Annotated in this window: 20 protein-coding genes and 1 pseudogene; 15 read left to right on the top strand and 6 right to left on the bottom strand. The window is 61.3% G+C overall.

Annotation, left to right across the window (positions count from 1 at the left end; translation table 11 throughout):
- Window positions 1–55: 55 nt before the first annotated feature.
- Together TBIF_RS03045 and TBIF_RS24750 are read left to right on the top strand one after the other, a co-directional pair.
- Entirely contained in the window at window positions 56–619 is a 564-nt protein-coding gene (locus tag TBIF_RS03045; RefSeq protein ID WP_024793394.1) for a recombinase family protein, read from the top strand.
- A 243-nt stretch (window positions 620–862) separates the two neighbouring features.
- On the top strand, window positions 863–1,684 hold the full coding sequence (locus TBIF_RS24750) for a PASTA domain-containing protein (RefSeq protein WP_084611511.1): 822 nt from the start codon (window positions 863–865) through the stop codon (window positions 1,682–1,684).
- Between the two features lie 108 nt (window positions 1,685–1,792).
- On the opposite strand, the gene TBIF_RS03055 is transcribed toward TBIF_RS24750, so the two are convergent.
- The gene (locus tag TBIF_RS03055) at window positions 1,793–2,014 is read right to left on the bottom strand and encodes a hypothetical protein (RefSeq protein WP_148302136.1); all 222 of its coding nucleotides are present in this window, start codon (window positions 2,012–2,014) and stop codon (window positions 1,793–1,795) included.
- A gap of 108 nt (window positions 2,015–2,122) precedes the next feature.
- A complete protein-coding gene (locus tag TBIF_RS26570) occupies window positions 2,123–2,593 on the bottom strand; it encodes a DUF732 domain-containing protein (RefSeq protein WP_084611512.1) in 471 nt (156 codons plus the stop codon).
- A 382-nt stretch (window positions 2,594–2,975) separates the two neighbouring features.
- On the opposite strand from TBIF_RS26570, the gene TBIF_RS25240 reads away from it, so the two are divergent.
- Window positions 2,976–3,392 carry a DUF732 domain-containing protein gene (locus TBIF_RS25240; protein ID WP_148302137.1) on the top strand — a complete coding sequence of 139 codons (417 nt, stop codon included), beginning with the start codon at window positions 2,976–2,978 and terminating at the stop codon, window positions 3,390–3,392.
- Between the two features lie 541 nt (window positions 3,393–3,933).
- A complete protein-coding gene (locus tag TBIF_RS25245) occupies window positions 3,934–4,506 on the top strand; it encodes a hypothetical protein (protein WP_148302138.1) in 573 nt (190 codons plus the stop codon).
- 259 nt (window positions 4,507–4,765) lie between these two features.
- Here the strand turns inward: TBIF_RS25245 and TBIF_RS26110 are convergent, their stop codons facing one another.
- Entirely contained in the window at window positions 4,766–4,825 is a 60-nt protein-coding gene (locus tag TBIF_RS26110; RefSeq protein WP_235174461.1) for a hypothetical protein, read from the bottom strand.
- A 697-nt stretch (window positions 4,826–5,522) separates the two neighbouring features.
- On the opposite strand from TBIF_RS26110, the gene TBIF_RS25255 reads away from it, so the two are divergent.
- Window positions 5,523–5,888, top strand: coding sequence for a DUF732 domain-containing protein (locus TBIF_RS25255; RefSeq protein WP_148302139.1), 366 nt, complete (start codon window positions 5,523–5,525; stop codon window positions 5,886–5,888).
- Window positions 5,889–6,368: 480 nt separating this feature from the next.
- Here the strand turns inward: TBIF_RS25255 and TBIF_RS26685 are convergent.
- Window positions 6,369–6,810, bottom strand: a pseudogene (locus tag TBIF_RS26685) (transposase); the annotation flags it as partial.
- A gap of 334 nt (window positions 6,811–7,144) precedes the next feature.
- On the opposite strand from TBIF_RS26685, the gene TBIF_RS03070 reads away from it, so the two are divergent.
- The gene (locus tag TBIF_RS03070) at window positions 7,145–7,903 is read left to right on the top strand and encodes a DUF4839 domain-containing protein (protein WP_024793398.1); all 759 of its coding nucleotides are present in this window, start codon (window positions 7,145–7,147) and stop codon (window positions 7,901–7,903) included.
- A gap of 366 nt (window positions 7,904–8,269) precedes the next feature.
- On the opposite strand, the gene TBIF_RS22770 is transcribed toward TBIF_RS03070, so the two are convergent.
- Complete coding sequence (locus tag TBIF_RS22770) at window positions 8,270–8,818, bottom strand: recombinase family protein (RefSeq protein ID WP_038169597.1); 549 nt, start codon at window positions 8,816–8,818, stop codon at window positions 8,270–8,272.
- Window positions 8,819–9,140: 322 nt separating this feature from the next.
- Here TBIF_RS22770 and TBIF_RS03080 point away from each other — a divergent pair, with 322 nt between their 5' ends.
- The 5 genes from TBIF_RS03080 to TBIF_RS03100 all read left to right on the top strand — a co-directional run bounded on the left by TBIF_RS03080 (window position 9,141) and on the right by TBIF_RS03100 (window position 15,476).
- Window positions 9,141–10,820 (top strand): TnsB C-terminal domain-containing protein, encoded by a 1,680-nt coding sequence (locus tag TBIF_RS03080; protein WP_024793399.1) that lies wholly within the window; start codon window positions 9,141–9,143, stop codon window positions 10,818–10,820.
- A 4-nt stretch (window positions 10,821–10,824) separates the two neighbouring features.
- Complete coding sequence (locus TBIF_RS03085; protein WP_024793400.1) at window positions 10,825–11,763, top strand: TniB family NTP-binding protein; 939 nt, start codon at window positions 10,825–10,827, stop codon at window positions 11,761–11,763.
- On the top strand, window positions 11,760–12,992 hold the full coding sequence (locus tag TBIF_RS03090; protein ID WP_024793401.1) for a TniQ family protein: 1,233 nt from the start codon (window positions 11,760–11,762) through the stop codon (window positions 12,990–12,992). Before TBIF_RS03085 ends, TBIF_RS03090 begins: the two co-directional genes overlap by 4 nt.
- A 206-nt stretch (window positions 12,993–13,198) precedes the next feature.
- Window positions 13,199–14,365 (top strand): site-specific integrase, encoded by a 1,167-nt coding sequence (locus tag TBIF_RS03095; protein ID WP_024793402.1) that lies wholly within the window; start codon window positions 13,199–13,201, stop codon window positions 14,363–14,365.
- Between the two features lie 367 nt (window positions 14,366–14,732).
- Window positions 14,733–15,476 (top strand): hypothetical protein, encoded by a 744-nt coding sequence (locus tag TBIF_RS03100; RefSeq protein ID WP_051461328.1) that lies wholly within the window; start codon window positions 14,733–14,735, stop codon window positions 15,474–15,476.
- Between the two features lie 122 nt (window positions 15,477–15,598).
- Here the strand turns inward: TBIF_RS03100 and TBIF_RS03105 are convergent, their stop codons facing one another.
- On the bottom strand, window positions 15,599–16,627 hold the full coding sequence (locus TBIF_RS03105) for a helix-turn-helix domain-containing protein (protein ID WP_024793404.1): 1,029 nt from the start codon (window positions 16,625–16,627) through the stop codon (window positions 15,599–15,601).
- Between the two features lie 109 nt (window positions 16,628–16,736).
- Between TBIF_RS03105 and TBIF_RS03110 the strand changes: the two genes are divergently transcribed.
- From TBIF_RS03110 to TBIF_RS03125, 4 genes are all read left to right on the top strand, one after another.
- Window positions 16,737–17,057: a 2Fe-2S iron-sulfur cluster-binding protein gene (locus TBIF_RS03110; protein WP_024793405.1), complete on the top strand. Its 321-nt coding sequence runs from the start codon at window positions 16,737–16,739 to the stop codon at window positions 17,055–17,057.
- Window positions 17,058–17,081: 24 nt separating this feature from the next.
- Window positions 17,082–18,470: a cytochrome P450 gene (locus TBIF_RS03115; RefSeq protein WP_024793406.1), complete on the top strand. Its 1,389-nt coding sequence runs from the start codon at window positions 17,082–17,084 to the stop codon at window positions 18,468–18,470.
- Window positions 18,467–19,675, top strand: coding sequence for an NAD(P)/FAD-dependent oxidoreductase (locus TBIF_RS03120; protein ID WP_024793407.1), 1,209 nt, complete (start codon window positions 18,467–18,469; stop codon window positions 19,673–19,675). Before TBIF_RS03115 ends, TBIF_RS03120 begins: the two co-directional genes overlap by 4 nt.
- Before the next feature lie 69 nt (window positions 19,676–19,744).
- On the top strand, window positions 19,745–20,497 hold the full coding sequence (locus tag TBIF_RS03125; RefSeq protein ID WP_024793408.1) for a transglutaminase-like domain-containing protein: 753 nt from the start codon (window positions 19,745–19,747) through the stop codon (window positions 20,495–20,497).
- Window positions 20,498–20,503 lie beyond the last annotated feature (6 nt).

The raw sequence follows: 20,503 nt of genomic DNA on the forward strand, positions 1-20,503 counted from the left end.
CCGGTGGGCTCTTAGCTTTCAACCTGACAGTTTGGTCGGGTGGAGGGGGTTTGGCGTGCGGGTCGGGTACATCAGGGTCAGCACTCTCGAGCAGAACACCGCCCGGCAGCTCGACGGTGTCGACGTCGAGAAGATGTTCACGGAGAAGGCATCTGGTCGGGACACTGCCCGCCCGGTGCTGGAGCAGATGCTCGGCTTCGTCCGCGACGGCGATGTCGTAATCACGCATTCCATGGATAGGCTTGCTCGAAATCTCGATGATCTGCGCCGGCTGGTCAAGACGCTCACCGACAAGGGGGTGCGGGTCGAGTTCGTCAAGGAGTCGTTGACGTTCACCGGGGAAGACTCGCCGATGGCGATGATGATGCTGTCCGTCATGGGGGCCTTCGCAGAGTTCGAGAGATCTCTGATCCTGGAGAGGCAGAAGGAGGGGATTGCGAAGGCCAAGCAGCGCGGCGTCTACAAGGGGCGCAAGCCCGCGCTCACCCCGGAACAGGCCGGCCAGCTCGCGGCGCGGGCGAAAGCCGGCGAGTCGAAGACCGCGCTCGCGAAGGCGTATGGGGTCAGCCGCGAGACGGTGTACGCCTATCTGCGAGCGCAGTTCGCCGCGTCTCAATAAGGAACCACCAAGACACAGTGGGGGCCGACCGGAAGGTGATGTTCGGTCGTTTCTCCGGTATCTGCAGAAGCGCATCCCAACCGCAGACGCAACCGCTCAGACGTTGACTGTAGAAGCTGGGGTTTATCGGCAGGTCCGGAAAAAGTCACCACTGGTCAGAAGACGGCTGAGCCGGATCTTTCGCTAGATTAGAGCAGAGGGCCGATGTCCCCCTCGGCCTTTGGTGCCGCTACGATCTGACCCATGCAAAAAGGTGTACTCGCTGCGGCCCTGGCAGCATCTGCAATTTTGCTCGCCGGGTGTGGGAGCGACACGACCAGCGTCCCCGATGTCACTGGGTACCGACTCGATGCAGCCCATAACGTCCTGAAAGACGCTGGTTTCAAAGAATTTGAGGATGTCGACGCGATCGAGAGCAGAAAACCCTGGGTAGACAGTAACTGGGTCGTTATCGAACAAAACCCCGAAGCCGAGGATCAAGTCGATCCCAAGACTACGATCCGGCTGGATATCGCGAAGTCGGATGACGATGGAGTTTATGACCGACTGCCAACGGGATCACCAGTATACGAAGAACTTCGCGAACAAAAGAAGCAAGATGAAGCGCGTGATAAGCAGCAACAGGCCGAGAACAAGGAGCGAGAGAAGCAGCAGCAGGTCCAGGACAAAAATGATGTCCAAGAGTTCATCGACACGGTTGATCCAGCGGCACGTGTCGCACAGAACGTCATCGTCGAGTTGAATAACTTAGTCACCAGGATTTCAGCCCAGGGCGGCCCTACAGCGGTAGATACATACAACATCAAGGACGCTAAGGGTGCGCTTGGAACCTACTGGGACATGCTTGAGAAGGCACCGAGAGCCATCAACGACAGTGCCGACAAAGCGCAAGAAGCGATCCGAACATTCCAGCAGGCTGCCGATACCCTGATGAGCGCTGAAGGTTTCGCTGCGTCTAGCTCTATCGCCAGATTCGAGCAGCTCTACGATTCAGCACTAATCAAATATAATTCGGGCTTGACTTCACTGTATAGCGGTACAGATGTGCCGCCGCCAACGGTCTGATCTAAGTTGGTTGTTAAGATATCAGCCGACCGTGGCGACCAGCCTCTGTCTGCAGGACATAGATATCGGCTCACCCTCGAATTGCCGGATCACGTCCACTGATCTCCCTCAGCAACCTCTGCCGAGGGCGAGGCCGTCAACGATCTTCATGGTCTCGACCGACACCGTCGTCACCCGCTTCGCCTCAGCCGTGAGATCTCGAGCGAGCAGGTCAGGGGCCCGCCGGCTGTCCTTCCCGCCAGGGATCGTGGTGCGATGCCGGAGGCTCCGGACGGTGCCGGACAGGCCCTCGTCTGTCATGAGTCGGTCGACGGTGCACGCGGCGACCATGGTGGCCACCCTGCCGGAGGTGGGCGACCATCCTGCGGTGCGGACATCAGTATTTCGTTGGCTTCCTTGAGATTTCAGTTTTCATTTTCGAGTTCTTTGATCCGCTGGCTACTTGTGTTCAGGGCAGTAGACATCGATAGCAGATTCAACGTGAACCTTTGCGCCGGAGGGGCCGTACGTGAATCCTGAGCCGTTCGCCCATCCTTGGATCTCCGAGTCCTTAGATCTGCCTGAGTTAAGGGAGCTGCAGATTTCACCAGCACGATGGACGGCCAGATCGGTATCTCTGACTCCTAGAGGGATGCCCTGGTCGAGCATATCTAAGTAGGCCGCGTCTTGTTCACGGACAGAGTTGTAGGTGACTGACGTCGTTGATGCCGGTGTCGATGCAGGTTCGCTTGATCCTCCACAGCTGGCGAGCAGGAAAGTTGCCGCCAGGGCTGCCGCCATACCGATCTGTCGAAACTTCATTTTCTTATTGCCTTCATTCAGGGTGGTGGCACAGGCCGCCCACAGAACTATCGAACACACCTCACGTTGGTCCCGTGGTGCCTGCATAGTGCCTTGTCGCTCCGACATTCGCGAACGCTCTTACCAGACGCTGGCAAAGTCTGGCAGGCCTTTGCCCCGGATGGCGACCGAGAAGTGTGGTCCACCTGCAACTTCCTCATGGCGGAACTGGTGTGGTCTCCCCGGCTCGATACCAGCGGCGAGCCGCGAGTTGACCGAGGTGGGGAAGTCTCAGCGCTGAAACCGTTTACGGTGAGACGAGTATGCGAGACGTCGAATCCTGCGGAAGCTCATGCTGCTGGTGCCGGTACTGCTTGGCTGGCGACTGTCTCGTAAACATTTAGGTTTTCAAGACGATCTGTCGGTCCTTGCCTGTGCGGACTAACTTGCCACCTATCCGTGCAGCAGTCCCTAATATTCTTCCATCCGACCGGTCTGGTATCCATAGAGGATGAATAAGACATTCGTATCTGTTCTCGGTGCCGGCGCTTTACTTCTGGCAGGGTGCGGAAGTGATGGCAAGGTTGAGGTGGCTGCATCAACAACGACATCCGCTGCAGCGACTACGACAACCAAGGTTTTGACCAAGAATGAGAAGTTCGCTGTGCAACTGGAGGTTTACGGGATCTACCCTACTGCCGACCAGGTAGCATTGCTGATCCCGGCAGCCAACGGGAATTGTGACGCGCTTGTATCGATGACTGTCCCCGACGATCAAAAGTTCGACGAGATGACTGAGCTGTCGATGCAGCTCGCCAAGATGCAAGGAAAAACCTGGCTGCAAGAGAGGGCCGCAGCAGAAGCGTTTCTTCGCGCATCCGTCGAGGCGTACTGCCCAGAGAACCTGGCCTTGTTGCCCACGAGCTAATCCGTCCGCAGACCAGCCATCTCAAACACTGACAGGCGCTTCAGGCCCTCTTGTCGAGGAAGGTAGCTCTGCGCTTCATCAGCGATCAACGCGAGGTTGTAGCTGCCATTGCGGCACTAGCCGGGGATAACCCGGAGCTCCTGGCGGCGTCGCTTGCAGCCCGGAAGGCTTAGGGCTGCGGGCCCAGAGATGGCCGGAACAGTGCGATGCCCCCAACTCGATCTGCTCGGCTTGGGGGCATCGTCATCCGCTGTTCACCGCACTGCGAGCATGCTCATGGGCCGCGTTTACTCGCCGCGCTCTCGCAGTAGTTCCGCGTTTGACTCTGGGATCAGCAGCAACGGCCACACCGCGGCCCCGTGAAGCCAATGACGCCTGCGGTGCCGGAAGGGTCATAAGCGAAGGTCGCGATCACGGTGACAAGCACCTCATTTTCAACTAAAATCGTCAAAATTTACGAAATGTCGTACCCCACTGATATAAGTACCAAAGCGCATCTTATTTTCTACAAACTACAGCCATGAAATCCAGGAGATTCCGAATGACCTTCCACTCAGCCCCAGGCCACGAGGGCCAAAATCCAATCCCGTACAGCCAGCCGCACATGCCGCCAGTCAACACGCCGGGCAAAAGACCGAAATCACGTCGACGGATCATTGCCGGCGTCTCAGCCGGCTTGCTTGTCGCTTTTGCGGCGGTTGGAACTGGCGGCTACCTCATCGGGAAATCTCAGGGAGGAACGTCAAACACAACGGGCATCCTCAGCCCCCTCGCGAGCCCTGCCGCCACTTCCACTACCAAGGTTCCTTCCCGAAATATAATCACAAATGACGACTTTCGAATCGATGTCACGGTCTCCAAAAAGAAATGTTTTGGATCAGCTGGATGCAACGTTACCTACGCCATTGACCCTGTATTCTTGGGGCTGGCCAAAGACTTAGAAGGTCGAAAATTCAAGGTTGTTTACGAAGTGCTTGGAGGAGAAGACGCTGAGGTCGGGAACTTCTCCCTTAACGGAGATAACCTTCGTTATACGGAAAGCTCCAGCATCTCAACCTCATCGTCCGAGGCCACGCTAACAGCGCAAGTTATCTCCGTGTCTGAAACAAGTTAGCGGCCACTTTTCATGGCTTATTGGCCACCTGTGGTCAGTTTTGGTGTCCGCCCGTGGTCAGTTCCCACTGTCCATTGACAGGCTTGGCCTGCGTGCTGAGTTTGAGGTCGCAGGCGAAACGTGGTCAGAACCAGATGCCGATGGTCCCCTCGTGATCCGCGGACAAGCGCAGAAACATGCAGCCGAGGACGGTTCGGGCCAATCACCGTCGGGGAGGGGCTCTCTGAGACAAAGACGATGTACGCCGTGATGGCGGCACTCAGCCCGCGCGGGTGCGCCTTCGGATGAGGTCGCGATCTAGTTGGGCGAAGGCTGCCATGATCGTCAAGATCGCCTCCCCATTGGCTCCTCGGTGACGTTGCGGAAGCCGCCCCCCGGTCCTTCAGTCCCGGCGATGACCTTCAGCACATTCCGGGTGTTACGGCCGACACGGTGGAGCTTCAAAACGGCAAGCACATCACCCGCGGGCAGGTGATCTAGGCAGGCGTCGAGCTAGGGACGAGAGGTCTTTGCGCCGCTGACCCCACGGTCAGTGAAGATACGGTCCGGCGTCTGCCTTGCGCAGTGCGTCCTCCAGTTCTGGGAAGAACGAATCAACGCACTCTGAATGCGGAAGAACCGGAAATGCTCAAGGGCGCCTTATGATATTGTGATTCAGTTAACTACTTCCGTTTGCAAAAATCTTCATGTTCGCATGCCTATCAGCGCCCTTATTGACGCTCAGGACGCTTCGGGATACTCAAGTCAATCTGTCGCGGTCTGGGTTCCGAATACAATACTTATACTCTGTCCTTGTAACGAAACTATCGAGACGGCTGACCACTCTGAACCAACTATAAGGGCCGGGCTCTTAGTCGCATGGCGCATGTTGGCGCAATGCGAGAAAATATCCTGTGTACTTCATCCCAATTCAGTCTTTTGAAAGGGTTCTATCCATGACTTCGCGTCGATTTATCTCGGTCCTTGCTTCCGCTGTCGCTGTTGTTGCCCTGTCTGCATGCTCTAGCGGTGAGGATATGGCGAATTCCAAGACTGATGCCGTGACGGCAAAGCCCTCTGCTGAGGAAGCGACAACGACAGAGGAAGTGTCAAATAAAGGGAAGATGGGTTCGTATGTTCCAACAGCGGAAGAGGTAGACAGGATACGTGCGCTGGTGCTAAATGGGATTCCAGATGTTGATGATGAAACCATCAGAAAGATATCTACGGGAATGTGCCGCCAGCTTGATGAGGGTGTGCCTGCTAGTAAGATTGTGGAAGACATTGGTGCGGCAGGCCTATCTTCCAGGCAAGGTGCTGCCTGGGCGATCGCATCGATAATTACGATTTGCGACTGGAATTCCAATCCCGAGACAATGAATTATTTGAATAGCCAGATTTAAAATTAGATTAGTCCAGCTATGGCCTCCGCCTGTCAGGATTGGTGGCCCGTCATGGGCACCTCCGGGACAACGGGCTCGCGCCGCGCGCCATCACCGCGGGTGACAAAGCACAGTTGGACCAGTATTCTCAGTAATCTTTTTGGGTGAAGTGGGGTCGCGGCCAGGAGGCAGCCTGCCTCGGCTCTCCGGCCGCTGAGCCGGGGGAGCCTTGGCCTGCGGTCGAGTGTCGCTGCCACTGCGATGAGACCGCCCTGACGGGCCATCGTGCTGCAAGTCATTCTGCGAGAAGGAGAACCACGATGGGCGTTGGGACCGGTACTGGCCGAATGGTGAAGATGGGCGCGCTCGTGGGGGGCGAGTGCCAGGGTCGGGTGGCCCGGGGGTGAGATTTCCCCGGGCCACCCGACCCTGGCCGACAGGCCTGGACTTTTTACGGGCAATCAGTATGAAGCCTGATGTGCGGCGGCCCGCTGGGCGCGGATGCAGTGAAAGCGTGAGCCCGGTGTCCTTCGAGTTCCGGATCCGGTCCTCGCAACGAGCACGTTGACGGTGACGTAGCTCCAGTTCAGCGAGCTGCCCGTGCTTGGTGTTGGTGACGAATGCGGTGATCCGCAGCCCGTCGACGTCGGTGAAGCGCAGCTGCGCGACGGGATGCGGACGCTCTTTACGCACGATCAGCCGCATCCCGTCCGGCCATCCCGACAGGTCCGCCATCCCGTGAGTTCCGCGACCCATGCGCCCTCGCGCGGCATCCGGTCCGCGTTGTAGGCCCGGGTCATCTGTTCTTCGGAATCTGGTCGATCAGCCCGGCAAGGTTGGTGGTGAGCGTGAACCGACGGAGTACGAGAGTCGGCGTCTCTCGAGGTATTCGATGAGCCCGTGGGGTGCCTCCGGCCCCGTCGGTGCGGACCATCACCTTCCGGCCGACCCATAAGCCCACCCGAATCGGTGTCCTGTTTGTCGATCCTCCACCAGCACAGAAATTGTGAGGGCGGACGCGATCGTGGCCTGCGGCAGGAGTGTGGATTTGATCGCTATGTGGTGGTGTTCTGTGATCGCTTGATGACGTGGTCCGACGTGGTGGCTGCAGCGCTGAGCGCGAGAGAACTGCGCCGGAGCGACGAGACCACCGTGACGGGGCAAGTTATAACACTGGTCGCAACAGCGAATCGCGGGGGCTGCGAGCATGCTCGAGGGAGGTCGGTAAACTCCGGCGAGGCCGGTCACTTTCCGGCCTGAATCTGGGGGCTGCGAGCATGGCAACGGACACCGAAGTCACGTACGAGACGAAGACGGTCCGCGCGATCCGCGGCATGGAGTCGCGAACGATCAAGAAGTGGGAAGGCGATGGCTGGGAGTTTGTTTCTCAGGCGCCTGGGAAGGTACAGGCGGAGATCACGTTCCGACGCCCGAAGCCCCAGTCTCGCCAGCTCCTTTGGATCGTCGGTGGCGGCGGGGTCGTGCTTGTACTCGCGATCATCATGGCCTTCGGTGTGATCGGTGAGAGGAACGCTACCTCAGCAGAATCCGCGAGTCCTGTGTCGAGTGAAACAGCGGCTGCACCGAGCGAGCAACCGTCCCAGGAATCGACAGACGCGGCACCGACACCATCACCGGAACCTGGTGGCGTTGTGCTTACGCCTGAGAACAGTCCTGAGCTCGCGGCTGTCCTCGCGGGGACTGACACCTGCGCGCCTGGGGTCGCAGCGTTCGCTGCGGCTCATAGTGGTCAAACGATCGCGTTCCCGGGCTCCATCGGCGCGATGGGACCGCATGGGGGCGCGAAGACCAGATATGACATCCTCGTCGGCGCGGGCGACTTCAGCGAAACGTCCTCGCCCGGGCCGGCCTTCCAGTTCCGTGATGTGAACACCACTTACGATCTTCACTGGGTCGGCTCGGTGCCGGACACGATCGGCGTGGGGGCGAACCTGAGCGTCACGGCAAAGGTCGACCGCTACGAGGAGCGGTCGTGCCTGTTCCTCCTTGAGCCGGTTATCACCGCCGTCCGCTAGCTCTGTGTGACCCGGAAAACCTTCTAGCGGTGAGGTCTTTTCCGGAGAGTCGTGTGTTCTTCTGCCACGGGCCGTACCCGGGCTTACCTCCCGCTGCAGAACGGCGAGTCTCACAACCTGAAGCGCTCTAGATTTTATGCCGCAGCTTTGTGACCTGCCCTGCAGCTTGGTTTTCGCGGTTATCAGTCTCGGCAGCCCCGAATGCTGGTCGGGTATGCCCTGATGATCAACCCGGACTCTTGTCCGTGTCGGGGCGTGGGCAGGGAGGTGCGGGCACTCTCGTCTCACGTGCGTCGGCAGCTACGCCGTACCCGACGCATGCACCGTTAAGGCGATGTAAATCACTCACGCGAGGTAGGGGTGGGATTATTTCAGGTGGCGGTAGAGGGTGGTGCGGCCGACGCCGAGGATCTCGGCGATCTCGGTTTGGCTCATGCCGTTGTCGCGCATGAGTTTTGCCTGCGTGATTTTCTTCGGTGTCATCTTCGGTGGCCGGCCGCCGACACGGCCGCGGGCGCGGGCGGCGGCGAGGCCGGCGGAGGTGCGTTCGCGAATGAGGTTGCGCTCGAACTCCGCGAGGGCGCCGAAGATGGAGAAGATGAGCTTGCCGCCGGCGGTGGTGGTGTCGATCGATTCGGTGACCGATCGGAACCCGACCCCGCGGTCCTCTAGGTCTTCGACGGTCTGGAGCAGATGCGGCAAGGACCGGCCCAGCCGATCGAGCCGCCACACCGCCAAGGTGTCCCCGGGGCGTAGATGCGAGAGCAGATCATCGAGCTGCGGCCGGGCCGTCGTCGCACCGCTCGCGGTCTCAGTCCAGATCCGAGAACACCCCGCGACGCTCAACGCGTCGCTCTGCAGATCCAGGGTCTGGTCGGCGGTCGAGACCCTCGCGTAGCCCAAAAGTTCGCTCATGAGGCAGCAGTGTTCCATAACCCACCGACAGGGCTCATTGTGGAACATCCGTTATGGACATGAGTTTCGGAACATGCATCGGCTCTGGTCGCCGATTCTCGACACCGGCGTTTCATATACGGAGGTTTTCGGAACATCGGTAGGCGATCCCTCAACAGGACACCGACCGGGCGGGGGCGACCCGATCGAGATGTCAACTTCAGAAGACGGCTGCACTCTTTGCAGGCGTTTCGAGGGTGAGTGCACGTGTCTTCTGACATTCTGATGTCAGAAGTGCGGTGCACGGTCGCACGCTCGGCTCTCGGTGACAGGGAGGCTTGTGATGGACCCCGACAAGCTCGACGTCGTGGAGACCGGTGTGCTGACAGCGTCGGGGGAGCGGTGGTCTCAGGCTGAGGCCCGTTTCGCTGTCCTGGCTCCCTTGCTGGAGATGCATCCGGTGCGTTCGGAAGCGGTCGACGATGCCGCGCAACGGTTGGGATTGTCCAGGCGGCAGGTCTACACGTTGGTCGGCAGGCTCAGGAACGGGACGGGGACAGTCACCGATCTTCTGACGAAGGTCTCGTCGGGAGGGCGTGGCCGCAGCCGAGTGGCGGCTGAGGTCGAGGAAGTGATCGGCGATCATCTCGCCCGCTATTTTCTTCACCGCCAGAAGCTGAGTGTCGCTGCGCTGCATCGACGTATAGCACTGGCGTGCCACCGCGCGGGTCTGCCAGTGCCGGCCAGAAATACCGTCACCGCGCGTATCGCCGCGCTCCATCCGGCAACGGTGGCCAGGTCACGCGGAGGACCCGATGCCGCCCGCCCACGTCAGTCCGCCGGCGACAGTCCGCCGGCGGTTTCGGGGATTCTCGATCAGGTCCAGATCGACCACACCGTCGTCGATCTGATGGTCGTTGACGAGTACGAGCGGCAACCGATCGGCCGCCCCTACCTGACGATCGCCATTGATGTCTTCAGCCGTTCCGTGCTCGGGTTCGTCGTCACTCTGGAGCCGCCGTCGTCGATATCGGTCGGGTTGTGCCTGGGCCGCGTGTGCTGCGAGAAGCAGACATGGCTGGAGGCATGCGAGCTCGCGGAGCAGGTGCAGTGGCCGATGGCAGGGAAGCCGAAACAGTTGTATCTCGACAACGCCTCCGAGTTCAAAAGCGAAGCGCTGCGCCGCGGATGCGCCCAGCACGCCATCACACTCGAATACCGTCCTCCGGGCCGACCGCACTACGGCGGGATCGTCGAACGCATCATCGGAACGGCGATGACGGCGGTGCACGAGCTGCCTGGGACCACCTTCTCGAACCCAGCGGACCGAGGAAGTTACGACTCGGACAAGCACGCGGCGTTGACATTGCGTGAGTTGGAGCGCTGGCTTGTCCTGGCCATAGCCTCGTATCACGCGAGCGTTCACACAGGGATTGGGAACACTCCGGCCGCCGTGTGGGCCGGCGAGGTAGCCGCAGTTGGTCACGCCCCTCGTGTGGTGCTCGGCGAAACCGCGTTCCTGGTGGACTTTCTTCCCGTCATCCGGCGACGTTTGACGCGCACGGGCTTCGTTCTCGATCACGTGCACTACTTCTCGAACGCGCTCAAACCGTGGGTTTCGCGGCGAGAGGACCTGGGGCGGTTCGTGATACGACGCGACCCACGCGATTTGAGCAGAATCTGGGTCCTCGAACCAGACGGTGCCGGCTATGTCGAGGTGCCGTACCGGACGATGTCACATCCCGCGGTGACACTGTGGGAGCACAGAGCTGCTATCGCCCGTCTCCGCGAACAAGGTCGGTCGAACGTCGATGAGAGCGCACTGTTTTCGATGATCGAGCAGATGCGCGAGGTCACCGACCGCTCGCAGAAAGCCACCCGCAAAGCCCGGCGCAACCGTGCCCGCCGCACGCATCTCAACGGTGCCGCGTCTGCACCGATCCCGGCGATCCACCCGCCGGTGGAGCCTCGAGCGGGCGGCGGCACCGCAACGCCTGTCTTCAGCGACATCGAGGAATGGTGAGGCGATGACCGCATCGACAGGAAGCAGCAACGAACCCACCGAGTCGTCCATCGAGGATTTGGGGCACCTGCGGGAGTCGGTTCGACCGCTCACCGCACTCGACGACGCGGAGCGGATCCGGTTGATCCGGTCGGAGAGGTGGATCGGGTATCCGCAGGCCCGTACGGTCATCGACCATCTGGAGTCGTTACTGTCGTGGCCGGACCGGCAGCGTATGCCGAACTTACTGTTGCTCGGTCCGACGAACAACGGCAAGTCGATGATCATCGAAAAGTTCCGGCGCACTCATCCGCCGATCAGCTTGTCCGACCGCGAGCAGATACCGGTGTTGTGCATGCAGATGCCCCCGGACCCGTCACCCGGCCGGTTCTACCTCGCACTGCTCATAGCGTTGGGAACACCGACCAGGCCCCGCAATCGGGTCCACGAACTCGAACAGCAAGCATTGATGCTGCTCCGCGCCACCGGCGTGAAGATGTTGATCATCGACGAGCTCCACAATGTTCTCGCCGGCCGCGACAACGTCCGCCGCGAATTCTTGAACGTGCTGCGGTTCCTGGGCAACGAACTACGCATTCCTCTTGTCGCTGTCGGAACCCGCGACGCCTACCTCGCCATCCGGACCGATCCCCAGCTGGAGAACCGATTCCACCCCATGACTTTGCCGGTCTGGACCAACACTGCCGAGACCAGATCACTGCTGGCCAGCTTCACCACGAGCTTCCCCCTCCGCAAACCCTCGCACCTGACCTCACCGGAGATGACCGACTACCTCCTCACTCGCTCCGAGGGCACCATCGGTGAACTGACAACGCTGCTCACTGCCGCAGCAGTCACCGCCGTCGACAGCGGAGAGGAAGCGATCACCTCATCGGTGCTCACGCGCACTCCGTACGTCGGCCCTACCGAGCGACGTCGCCAGTTCGAACGCCACCTCGCGTGAACGCGCGGCTCGCACCGAGGCCCGATGATGCGTATGTTCGCCCGTGGCCGCTGCATCCGCAACCACTGCCAGGTGAGGTCCTCTCGTCATGGTTGGCCCGGATATGCGAGCTGTATCCACACATCGGGCACTCTGACCTGCTTTCGGACCTCGAAATCGATTGTTCTGTCGGGGATCTCGACCGCTACACACCGGAGCCGATCCTCGCCGAGCTGGCCGGTCGCGGCGCAGTCCCGGTAGAGAGGGTGCGGATGATGACGTTGGCGGGGTGGACACCGTGGTTGCTCGACAGCACCGACCCCGCCGACTGCGACTTCGACACCTACGTCCACCAGTTCTCGGTCCTGCTGCCGGCCGACCTCGCGAGGGAGGATCGACGACGCCGCACACCCACAAGCGACGCATGGTTGCCGTGGGCGAGCACTCCGCGCAGTCGGGCATGCCCGGCATGTATCGACAGCCTCGAATCCACTGCTGATATCAACATGACTCTGCTGCATCAATATCCGGTGCTGAGCAGCTGCCTCGACCACCGTTGTCGACTCGAACCCTGCTCTGCTTCCCCTGGTCATGCAATCTTCTGGGATCAGGTCCGGTTCGGTTCGGACGAACGGGTCTCGCCCGTTCCGGTTCCCTCAGCGGTCACGGACCTCGATCGGCGCACCACCGAGGCTCTGGCAACGGGATGGGTGGAACTCGGCCCAGGCCGAGTGCACGCCGCAGTGTGGTTCCGACTGCTGCGCACCATCGCCGACGAAGTGTCCACACCGCTGGTTCGCACCGGACGGTGGGCGACGAGACTCGTTGCGATCTGGAAGGCCGCCGGTCGTTCTCGACCACTCCGGACCGCGTGGGTTCCGTTCGAGGACCTGCACTGGGACGAGCAGGCGAAAGTCCTCGAGGCCGCAGCGATCGGCATTGCGATGGTCGAAAGCGGTGAGATCGATGCCGGCGGTGCGCACGCCTCTCTGCTGAGCCCACGACCGTATGAGCCGGTCGATCCTGGGACAGCTCCGACGCGCTCGTCTTATCCCGCACCCGAGCGCGATTTATGGGCTGACGCGCACGCTGCGGCCGAGGCTGCCATCGCGGCAGCGCGCGTCGATCCCGCATCCGCCAGTTCGTTGTACAACTTCCTGCGCTGGGGGTGCCGCACCGCAGCGGAGCTGGATGAGACGGTGCAACTGTTCCTTGACCACGGGATCCCGCTGCAACATCCGCCGACATAGCTATCGCCCGATGGAGCTGGATCGTCCGCGACGCACACGCGGCGACAGCCGAAAAGCCCGTTTTCGCGCCGGGGTCATAGTCACCAACGGTCTTTGTGCGGTGACCAACGAGAATTTTCCTTCCCGCACCATCATCGCGAAAAGGCCTGCTCAGCGTATTTTTCGGCTCGAGAAGTCTGTCGGAGGTGCTCGCTACAGTGCTTGTCATGGCAGAACGGCAGCTCGGTGAAGTCGGGGACGCGGATTCACTCGTCTCGGTGGGTGGTGTGGCAGTGTTCCCGGACCTACCGGTCGAGGTCGCCGCTCGGATAGAACAGTCGATCGCAGCTTCTCGTTCGGCCGGAACACGCCGTGCCTATGCCTCGGCGTGGAGTCGATTCGAGAACTGGTGCATCGTCCTCGGGCACCAGGCTTTGCCGGCGCATCCCGCAACGGTGGCGGCGTACCTCGTCGGCGCCGCCGATACGCTCACCGTCGACGGGACGCGGGCGTATGCGCCGTCGACGTTCGACAAATGGATCGCGGCGGTCGCGGACCGCCACCGCGCTACCGGCCACGACAACCCGTGCGGGCACGAGATGGTCCGCGCCACTCTCTCGGGTATCCGGCGGGATTACGCGTCTGCGGGGGAGCGGCCCCGCAGACCCCGTGCCCCGCTCCTCACCGCTGACATCACTACGATCGTCGACCACGCCCGACGCACTGCAGCGGGCTGGGCGTCGGAGGTCCTCGAACGCCGCGACACCGCGCTACTGCTGATGGGCTACACCGGCGCATTCCGCCGCAGCGAACTCGTAGCGCTCGAATGCCGCGATGTCCACCGCGACCGCCTCGACGGCGCGCACGTACGTATCCGCAAATCGAAGACCGACCAGGACGGCACCGGAACCGTGAAAGCACTCCCGTTCACCGACCGCCACGAGTCATGTCCGGTCTGCGCGTGGGTGCGATGGCTGCAGATCGTCGCAGCGTTCGACACCGGCGGCAGAGTTGCTGTCATCCGAATACTTTCCCGCGCAGTGGAATTCGACTCCCATATCTGCCGCGGCACCCTTCCTGTAGTCGAGAAACGGTCCCCTCTGTTTCGGTCCGTCCGCAAGAACGGCAACCTCTCCGACACAGCCCTGTCCGGAGCCGCGGTGCACGCGGCGATCCGCCGCCGCGCTACTCGAGCTGGATACGGCCCCGACACCGTCGCCCAGCTCGGCGGGCATTCCCTCCGTTCCGGCTTCGTCACGCAGGCCTTCCGCAACGGTGCCGACGCGCATGCGATCATGCGCCAAACCGGGCACACCACACCCGCAATGGTCGAAACATACGCTCACGAGAATGCGCCACTGGTCGGCAACGCCGTCACCGAGCTCGGCCTATGACCAGGCACCGACCGAACCAGTGAGCGGCGACGGGACGACAGGGGTAGATGCTGACCACGACGACCGCCCTTGTCCGATACGTGCATCGGACATCACGAACACGTCGATACCGAGGCGGGATCGGCACACGTGGTCACTGTTCGAGGACTGGTGCACCGCCCATGGCGAACCCCCATTGGCGGCCTCTCCTGAGTCACTTGCTCGGTTCCTGTATGCGCACCCCGCCGCGCCGACGACCCAACGCCGCCGGATCGCGGTGATCGACTCCGCTCATCATCGGCATCTATTACCTCCTCCAGGGCGCGCTGAGACCGTCCGGGCTGCGCTGGATGGGGCCCGCACGTCGCGCCTGCAGGAGGTGGCAGCCGTGATCGGCGGAATCATCGCCCGACTCCCCGAATACGGTTGGCCGTCAGCGTTGTTCGCGCGCAGAGACGCGCTGATCCTCACGCTCGCTACGACAGGTCTGCCGTACACGCAGATCGCGGCCCTGCGGGCATGCGATGTCACCGCCGATGCGGGTCTCGACGCCCTTCGCATCGAGACAGGCCGCGGCGTTCATACCCTCACCTCCCTCGCGCTGGCGGGGACGGGCATTTCTCCGCGCACGGTGTACCAGCGCTGGTGTGAGGTGCTCGGCCATCAGGCCCGGTATCCGAGCACCCGAATGCTCGCCGACGCTTTCGATGCCGTGGACGGCACCGGGCTCGGCGGATACGACCGGTATTTCGACCCGGCCGGTCAACATCCGCTGTCAACTGCGATCGACCGGTGGGGCCACACCCCGTTGGCTGCGACCCCGCTGACCGCCCGCGCGGTAGCGGGCATCGTGCGAATGCACTGGGACGGAAGGGCACCCACCCACCTGCAGCCCAGTGCGCGGTCACAACAGCCGGAGCAGAGCACTGCACCGGATCCAGTACCGCGGGTCGTGCTCGACCCCGGCTACTACGAACGCGGAACGCTTGCGCGTAGACACGCCCACGGTCTTCTCGATGACCTGGACTCCGTCCTCGCCGATGTCGAAACCCGCGCGGACAGCCTGTTGGAAGCACTCGTCGACTTTCTCGCATCGGCGACCACACACGTGCCGACCGACACCGTCGAGTGACTAGTGGTTGGTACTCCGGTTTGCACACACTCTTCTTCTCATGGCAGGGAGGCGGCGACGTCTCCGACATCTCCGAGACGAAGATCGATCAGGTTGCGGACGTCGACCCCGTTCTGCGGGGTCTACGTCGAAACCGGGTCGTCCGAGAGTCGGAGATTTCGGAAATCTTTCGGAGAGCGTCCGGTCCAGCGTTTGAAGGCGTGAGAGAAGTTGGCGAGGTCGCTGTATCCGAGTTCGGTAGCGATCTCGCTGACCGAAACCGATCGGTCGAGGAGCCGTAGCATCGCGCGCTCGTACAGCAGCGAGTGGCGCACCTTGCTATAGGTGGTTCCTTCTTCGGCAAGCCGCCGTTTCAACGTGCTACTCGACATCGACAATGCTTGTGCAACATCATGGTTGGTTCGCTGTCCGAGGTCCTTTTCCAACAGTTGCCTCACCTTCTCCGTAGATGACATGGACCCACTCCGCTGGGCGAGTGTTCGCTGCAGATCAGCGATAGCGAGACGATATGCGAGAGGGTCCGAGAACCGACAAGCCTTGTTGAGGGTCTCCTCGGGTACGTGGACGAAGGAAATCGGAGCGTCGAAGAACCGGCGATTCGCCCCCGGACCTTCGTCGTGGCTCACCTCGGCCGGCTCCGGCCAGCTCAGATGGAGTGTCACCGGCGATATGTCACCGGCGAGCATGTCCAGCAGTCGTAGTAACGCCGACCCACCGTAGGTGATGACCAAGCAGTCCAGTGCGGAATCGCCTGTATGCGCAGTGAGCCCGACGATCAGACCGTAGTCGCCAGTATGGAACTGCGACTTCAACGCCGTGGAGATCAATGGCAGGTATGTCAGGAGATCGACGATCTCGGCGACCGAACCAGCGCTGATCAAAGGTGAACTCAGAGGCCCGAACGATGTCAACTGGGCCTGCTCGGCAAACGCAAATCCGAGTCGAGTGGCCTGGGCGATATCGAGTTCGGGATAGACCTCCCGAAACCACCGTATCGGTGCCTGAACGTCATGCTGAATGAGCGTCGCTTCACTGGTTCCTTCGCGGTGCATGATCACACGAAGCCGCGCGGCGGCGTCAGGGTCGATTGCGCGGCGTTCGAGCAACTGAACGAACGCAAGCGGCGGCACACCCTCGTCGCTCAGCTTCACGGTGACTCCTTTGACCCGAATTCACAAGTTTATGACTCCACCGAACATAGCCGTCACCCGCGTTTGCGACGACACTTTCGTCAATCACGCCGGAAAACGAGGAGTTGACATGGCAGCTGTAATTTTCGTCGCCCACGATGGTGAGAAGCACGAGGCGGCTCTGGTCGAAGGTCGCTCGCTGATGCAGATTGCAACCGACAATGCTGTGCCGGGCATCGATGGAGACTGTGGGGGCGAAACGGCCTGTGGCACCTGCCATGTGATCGTCGACCCGCAGTGGTCAGGAGAGGTGGGTCTGTCCGGCGCCGACGAGGAGGAGATGCTGGCGATGAACCCCGAGCGTGAACCCACGTCTCGGTTGTCGTGCCAGATGGTGGCCTCGGAAGCGTGGGATGGCCTGATCGTTCGAACACCTGAATTCCAATTGTGATGTGCGAAAGGCAGGCACGACAGCATGAAAGTTTCTGAGTCGATCACCGACAAGGTCCAGTCGACCATCCCGATAGGGCTGCAGATCCAGGGCGCTCATCTCTACGACAAGACCCGACGGTGGGTCACTGGAACGAATGGCAAGAAGATCTTCGTCGAAAGTCCCATCCCACCGGTCGAGGAGGTCGAGCTCGCCGACATCGACCTCAGTAACCCCTTTCTTTACAGACAAGGGCGGTGGCAGTCGTACTTCGAGCGCGTGCGGAACGAGGCACCGGTGCACTACCAACCCAATAGTCCGTTCGGACCGTTCTGGTCGGTCACGCGCCATGCCGATATCGTGGCCGTCGACAAGAATCACGCTGTGTTCTCGGCCGAACCGTTCATCGTCATCGGCGTTCCGCCCCGGTTTCTCGATATCGAGATGTTCATCGCGATGGACCCACCACGCCACGACAAGCAGCGCGCTGCCGTCCAGGGGGTTGTCGCACCGAAGAACCTCCGGGAGATGGAGGGACTGATCCGATCGCGCGTACGGGAGGTACTGGACGACCTCCCCTTGAACGAGCCGTTCGACTGGGTGCAGAATGTCTCGATCGAGTTGACAGCTCGGATGCTCGCAACTCTTCTGGATTTCCCCTACGAACAACGCCGCAAACTCGTCTACTGGTCCGATTTGGCAACCTCGATGGAGCAAGCCAACGGTGGGCCCTCGGACAACGACGAGGTGTTCGAAGGCATGCGTGACATGGCCCGTGGCCTCAGCGCTCTCTGGCATGACAAAGCAGCCAGGAGGTCTGGAGGGGAAGAGTCCGGTTTCGATCTGATCACCATGTTGCAGAGCAACGAGGACACCAAGGATCTGATCGATCGTCCGATGGAATTTCTGGGCAACCTCGTCCTGCTGATCGTCGGTGGCAACGACACCACGCGAAACTCGATGAGCGGTGGCGTTCTTGCGTTGAACCAATTCCCCGACCAGTTCGAGAAATTGAAGGCCAATCCCGATTTGATCCCCAACATGAACTCGGAAATCATCCGATGGCAAACACCCTTGGCGTACATGCGCCGAATCGCCAAAGCCGACACCGTTCTGAACGGACAATTCATCCGCAAGGGTGACAAATTGGTGATGTGGTACGCCTCGGGTAACCGCGACGAACGCGTTTTCGAGAATCCTGATGATTTCATCATCGATCGTGCCAATGCGCGCAATCACATCGCGTTCGGATTCGGTGTACACCGGTGTATGGGCAATCGGCTGGCCGAAATGCAGCTGCGGATTCTGTGGGAGGAGTTGCTTCCCCGCTTCGAGAACATCGAGGTCGTCGGCGACCCCGAGTATGTTCAGTCGAATTTCGTGCGGGGCATCAGCAAGATGATGGTGCGCCTGACGCCTACTTCCAGCGCATGACATCGCAACGGGCGATCATCGTCGGCGCAAGCCATGCTGGGGCACAACTGGCAGCTAGTTTGCGCCAAGAAGGTTGGACAGGCGAGATCGTCCTCATCGGTAACGAGTCTGCCGCTCCCTATCAACGCCCCCCGCTGTCGAAGGCATACCTGGCGGGCAAATGCGTACTCGACGATATCGCCATTCGCAGCACGGACTTCTACTCCAAGCAAGGTATTCAGCTCCTGAACGCGCAGGTGGACGCCATCGTTCGGTCGGAAGGCAACGTCGTTCTCGACACCGGGGAGAAGCTGGCCTACGACAAGCTCGCGCTGTGCACGGGAGCCCGCCCTCGTCGGCTCACCGTTCCCGGGGCCGATCTCCACGGGGTGTACTACCTGCGCACCGCAGCGGACGTCGAGAGGATCCGTATGGCCACCGGCCCTGGCCGGCGGGTGGTGATCGTCGGAGGCGGCTATATCGGACTCGAGACAGCGGCATCGCTGCGCGCACTGGGCGTACAGGTCACAGTCCTCGAGGCAACTGCGCGTGTCCTCGAGCGGGTCACTGCTGCCGAGGTATCGACGTTCTTCGAGCGGATACATCGCGAACAGGGAGTCGACATCAGAACGAACGCCATGGTCGAGGGCCTGTCCGGTGACCGTGAGATTCGTGAAGTCACCTTGTCCAGCGGAGAATCGATCCCCGCAGATCTGGTCATCGTCGGTGTCGGCGTCGAGCCGAACACCGACCTCGCCGCCGATGCGGGTCTTGCCATCGACAACGGCATCGTGATCGACGATCACACTCGGACCAACGACCCCGACATCATGGCGGCGGGGGACTGCGCGAGCCACGACATGGCCCGTTACGGCCGACGACTACGGTTGGAGTCCGTCTCGAGCGCAGGAGAGCAGGCCAAAGTCGCTGCCTCGACCGCCTGCGGGAAGTCCAGAAAAATCGAAGCGTTGCCGTGGTTCTGGTCAGATCAATATCACTTCAAGCTGCAGATCGCCGGCCTCAACACCGGATACGACGAAGTGGTTCTCAGCGGTGACCCCACCCGCGACAGTGACTTCAGTTGCTTCTATCTCCAGGCCGGTGAGCTCATTGCCGCCGACTGCATCGGTCGCCCGCGCGAGTTCATGTACAGCAAACGGGTGATCGCCCAGCGACTCCCCGTCCAACGCGAAGACCTGATGCTCGGAGGACTCGCGCGCAACTGACCGATCCTTCGGTCGTTGTGCACACAACAGCAACCGGTTTGCTCACAGAAGGAAACATCAGCGATGACCATGTCAGACCGCCCGCCCGGGGCACATACGAAGCAGCCACCACACGCGTACCTGGGAGCAACTGACTTCCTCGACATCGAGCACGACTCCGTGCGGGCGTTCACCGCCACGGCAATCGGGGATGCGAGCAGCGACCGTGACAAGGCCAGACGCCTCTTCGCCGCCGTCCGCGACCAGATCTGGTACGACCCGTACACCGTGTCGGACGATCCGGCCCACTACCGAGCGAGCTTCGTCCTCGAGACCGGGCGCGCTTACTGCGTCCCGAAAGCGGTGCTGTTGACCGCAGTGTGCCGGGCGGCGGGTATCCCGGCACTGCTCGGCTTCGCCGACGTCCGAAATCACCTGCAGACCGAGGCGTTGCGCGCGTTGATGGGCGGCACCGACCTGTTCGTCTACCACGGCTACAGTCGCCTCTACATCGAGGGCCGGTGGTTGAAGGCCACGCCGGCATTCAATGTCGAGTTGTGCGCTCGTTTCGGCGTGCCGCCCGTGGAATTCGACGGCGATCGCGATGCTCTCATGCATGCCTTCACCGCAGACGGAGCCCAGCACATGGAGTATGTCCGCGAGCGAGGAGTCTTCGACGACCTACCCTTGGACGCGATCTTGACGGTGCTCCGGCACGCCTACGGCCCCACGATCTTCACGGGCGCTCACCCACTCGATGATGTGTTCACCGGCCGCACCCGATCACCGCACCCGGCCGTACGAAACTCCGGGGATCGAAACCCGCCGCCGGAGTCTCGATGAACCCAC

Origin of the sequence: Tomitella biformata AHU 1821 (genome assembly GCF_000524475.1) — a bacterium.
Lineage (GTDB): Bacteria > Actinomycetota > Actinomycetes > Mycobacteriales > Mycobacteriaceae > Tomitella > Tomitella biformata.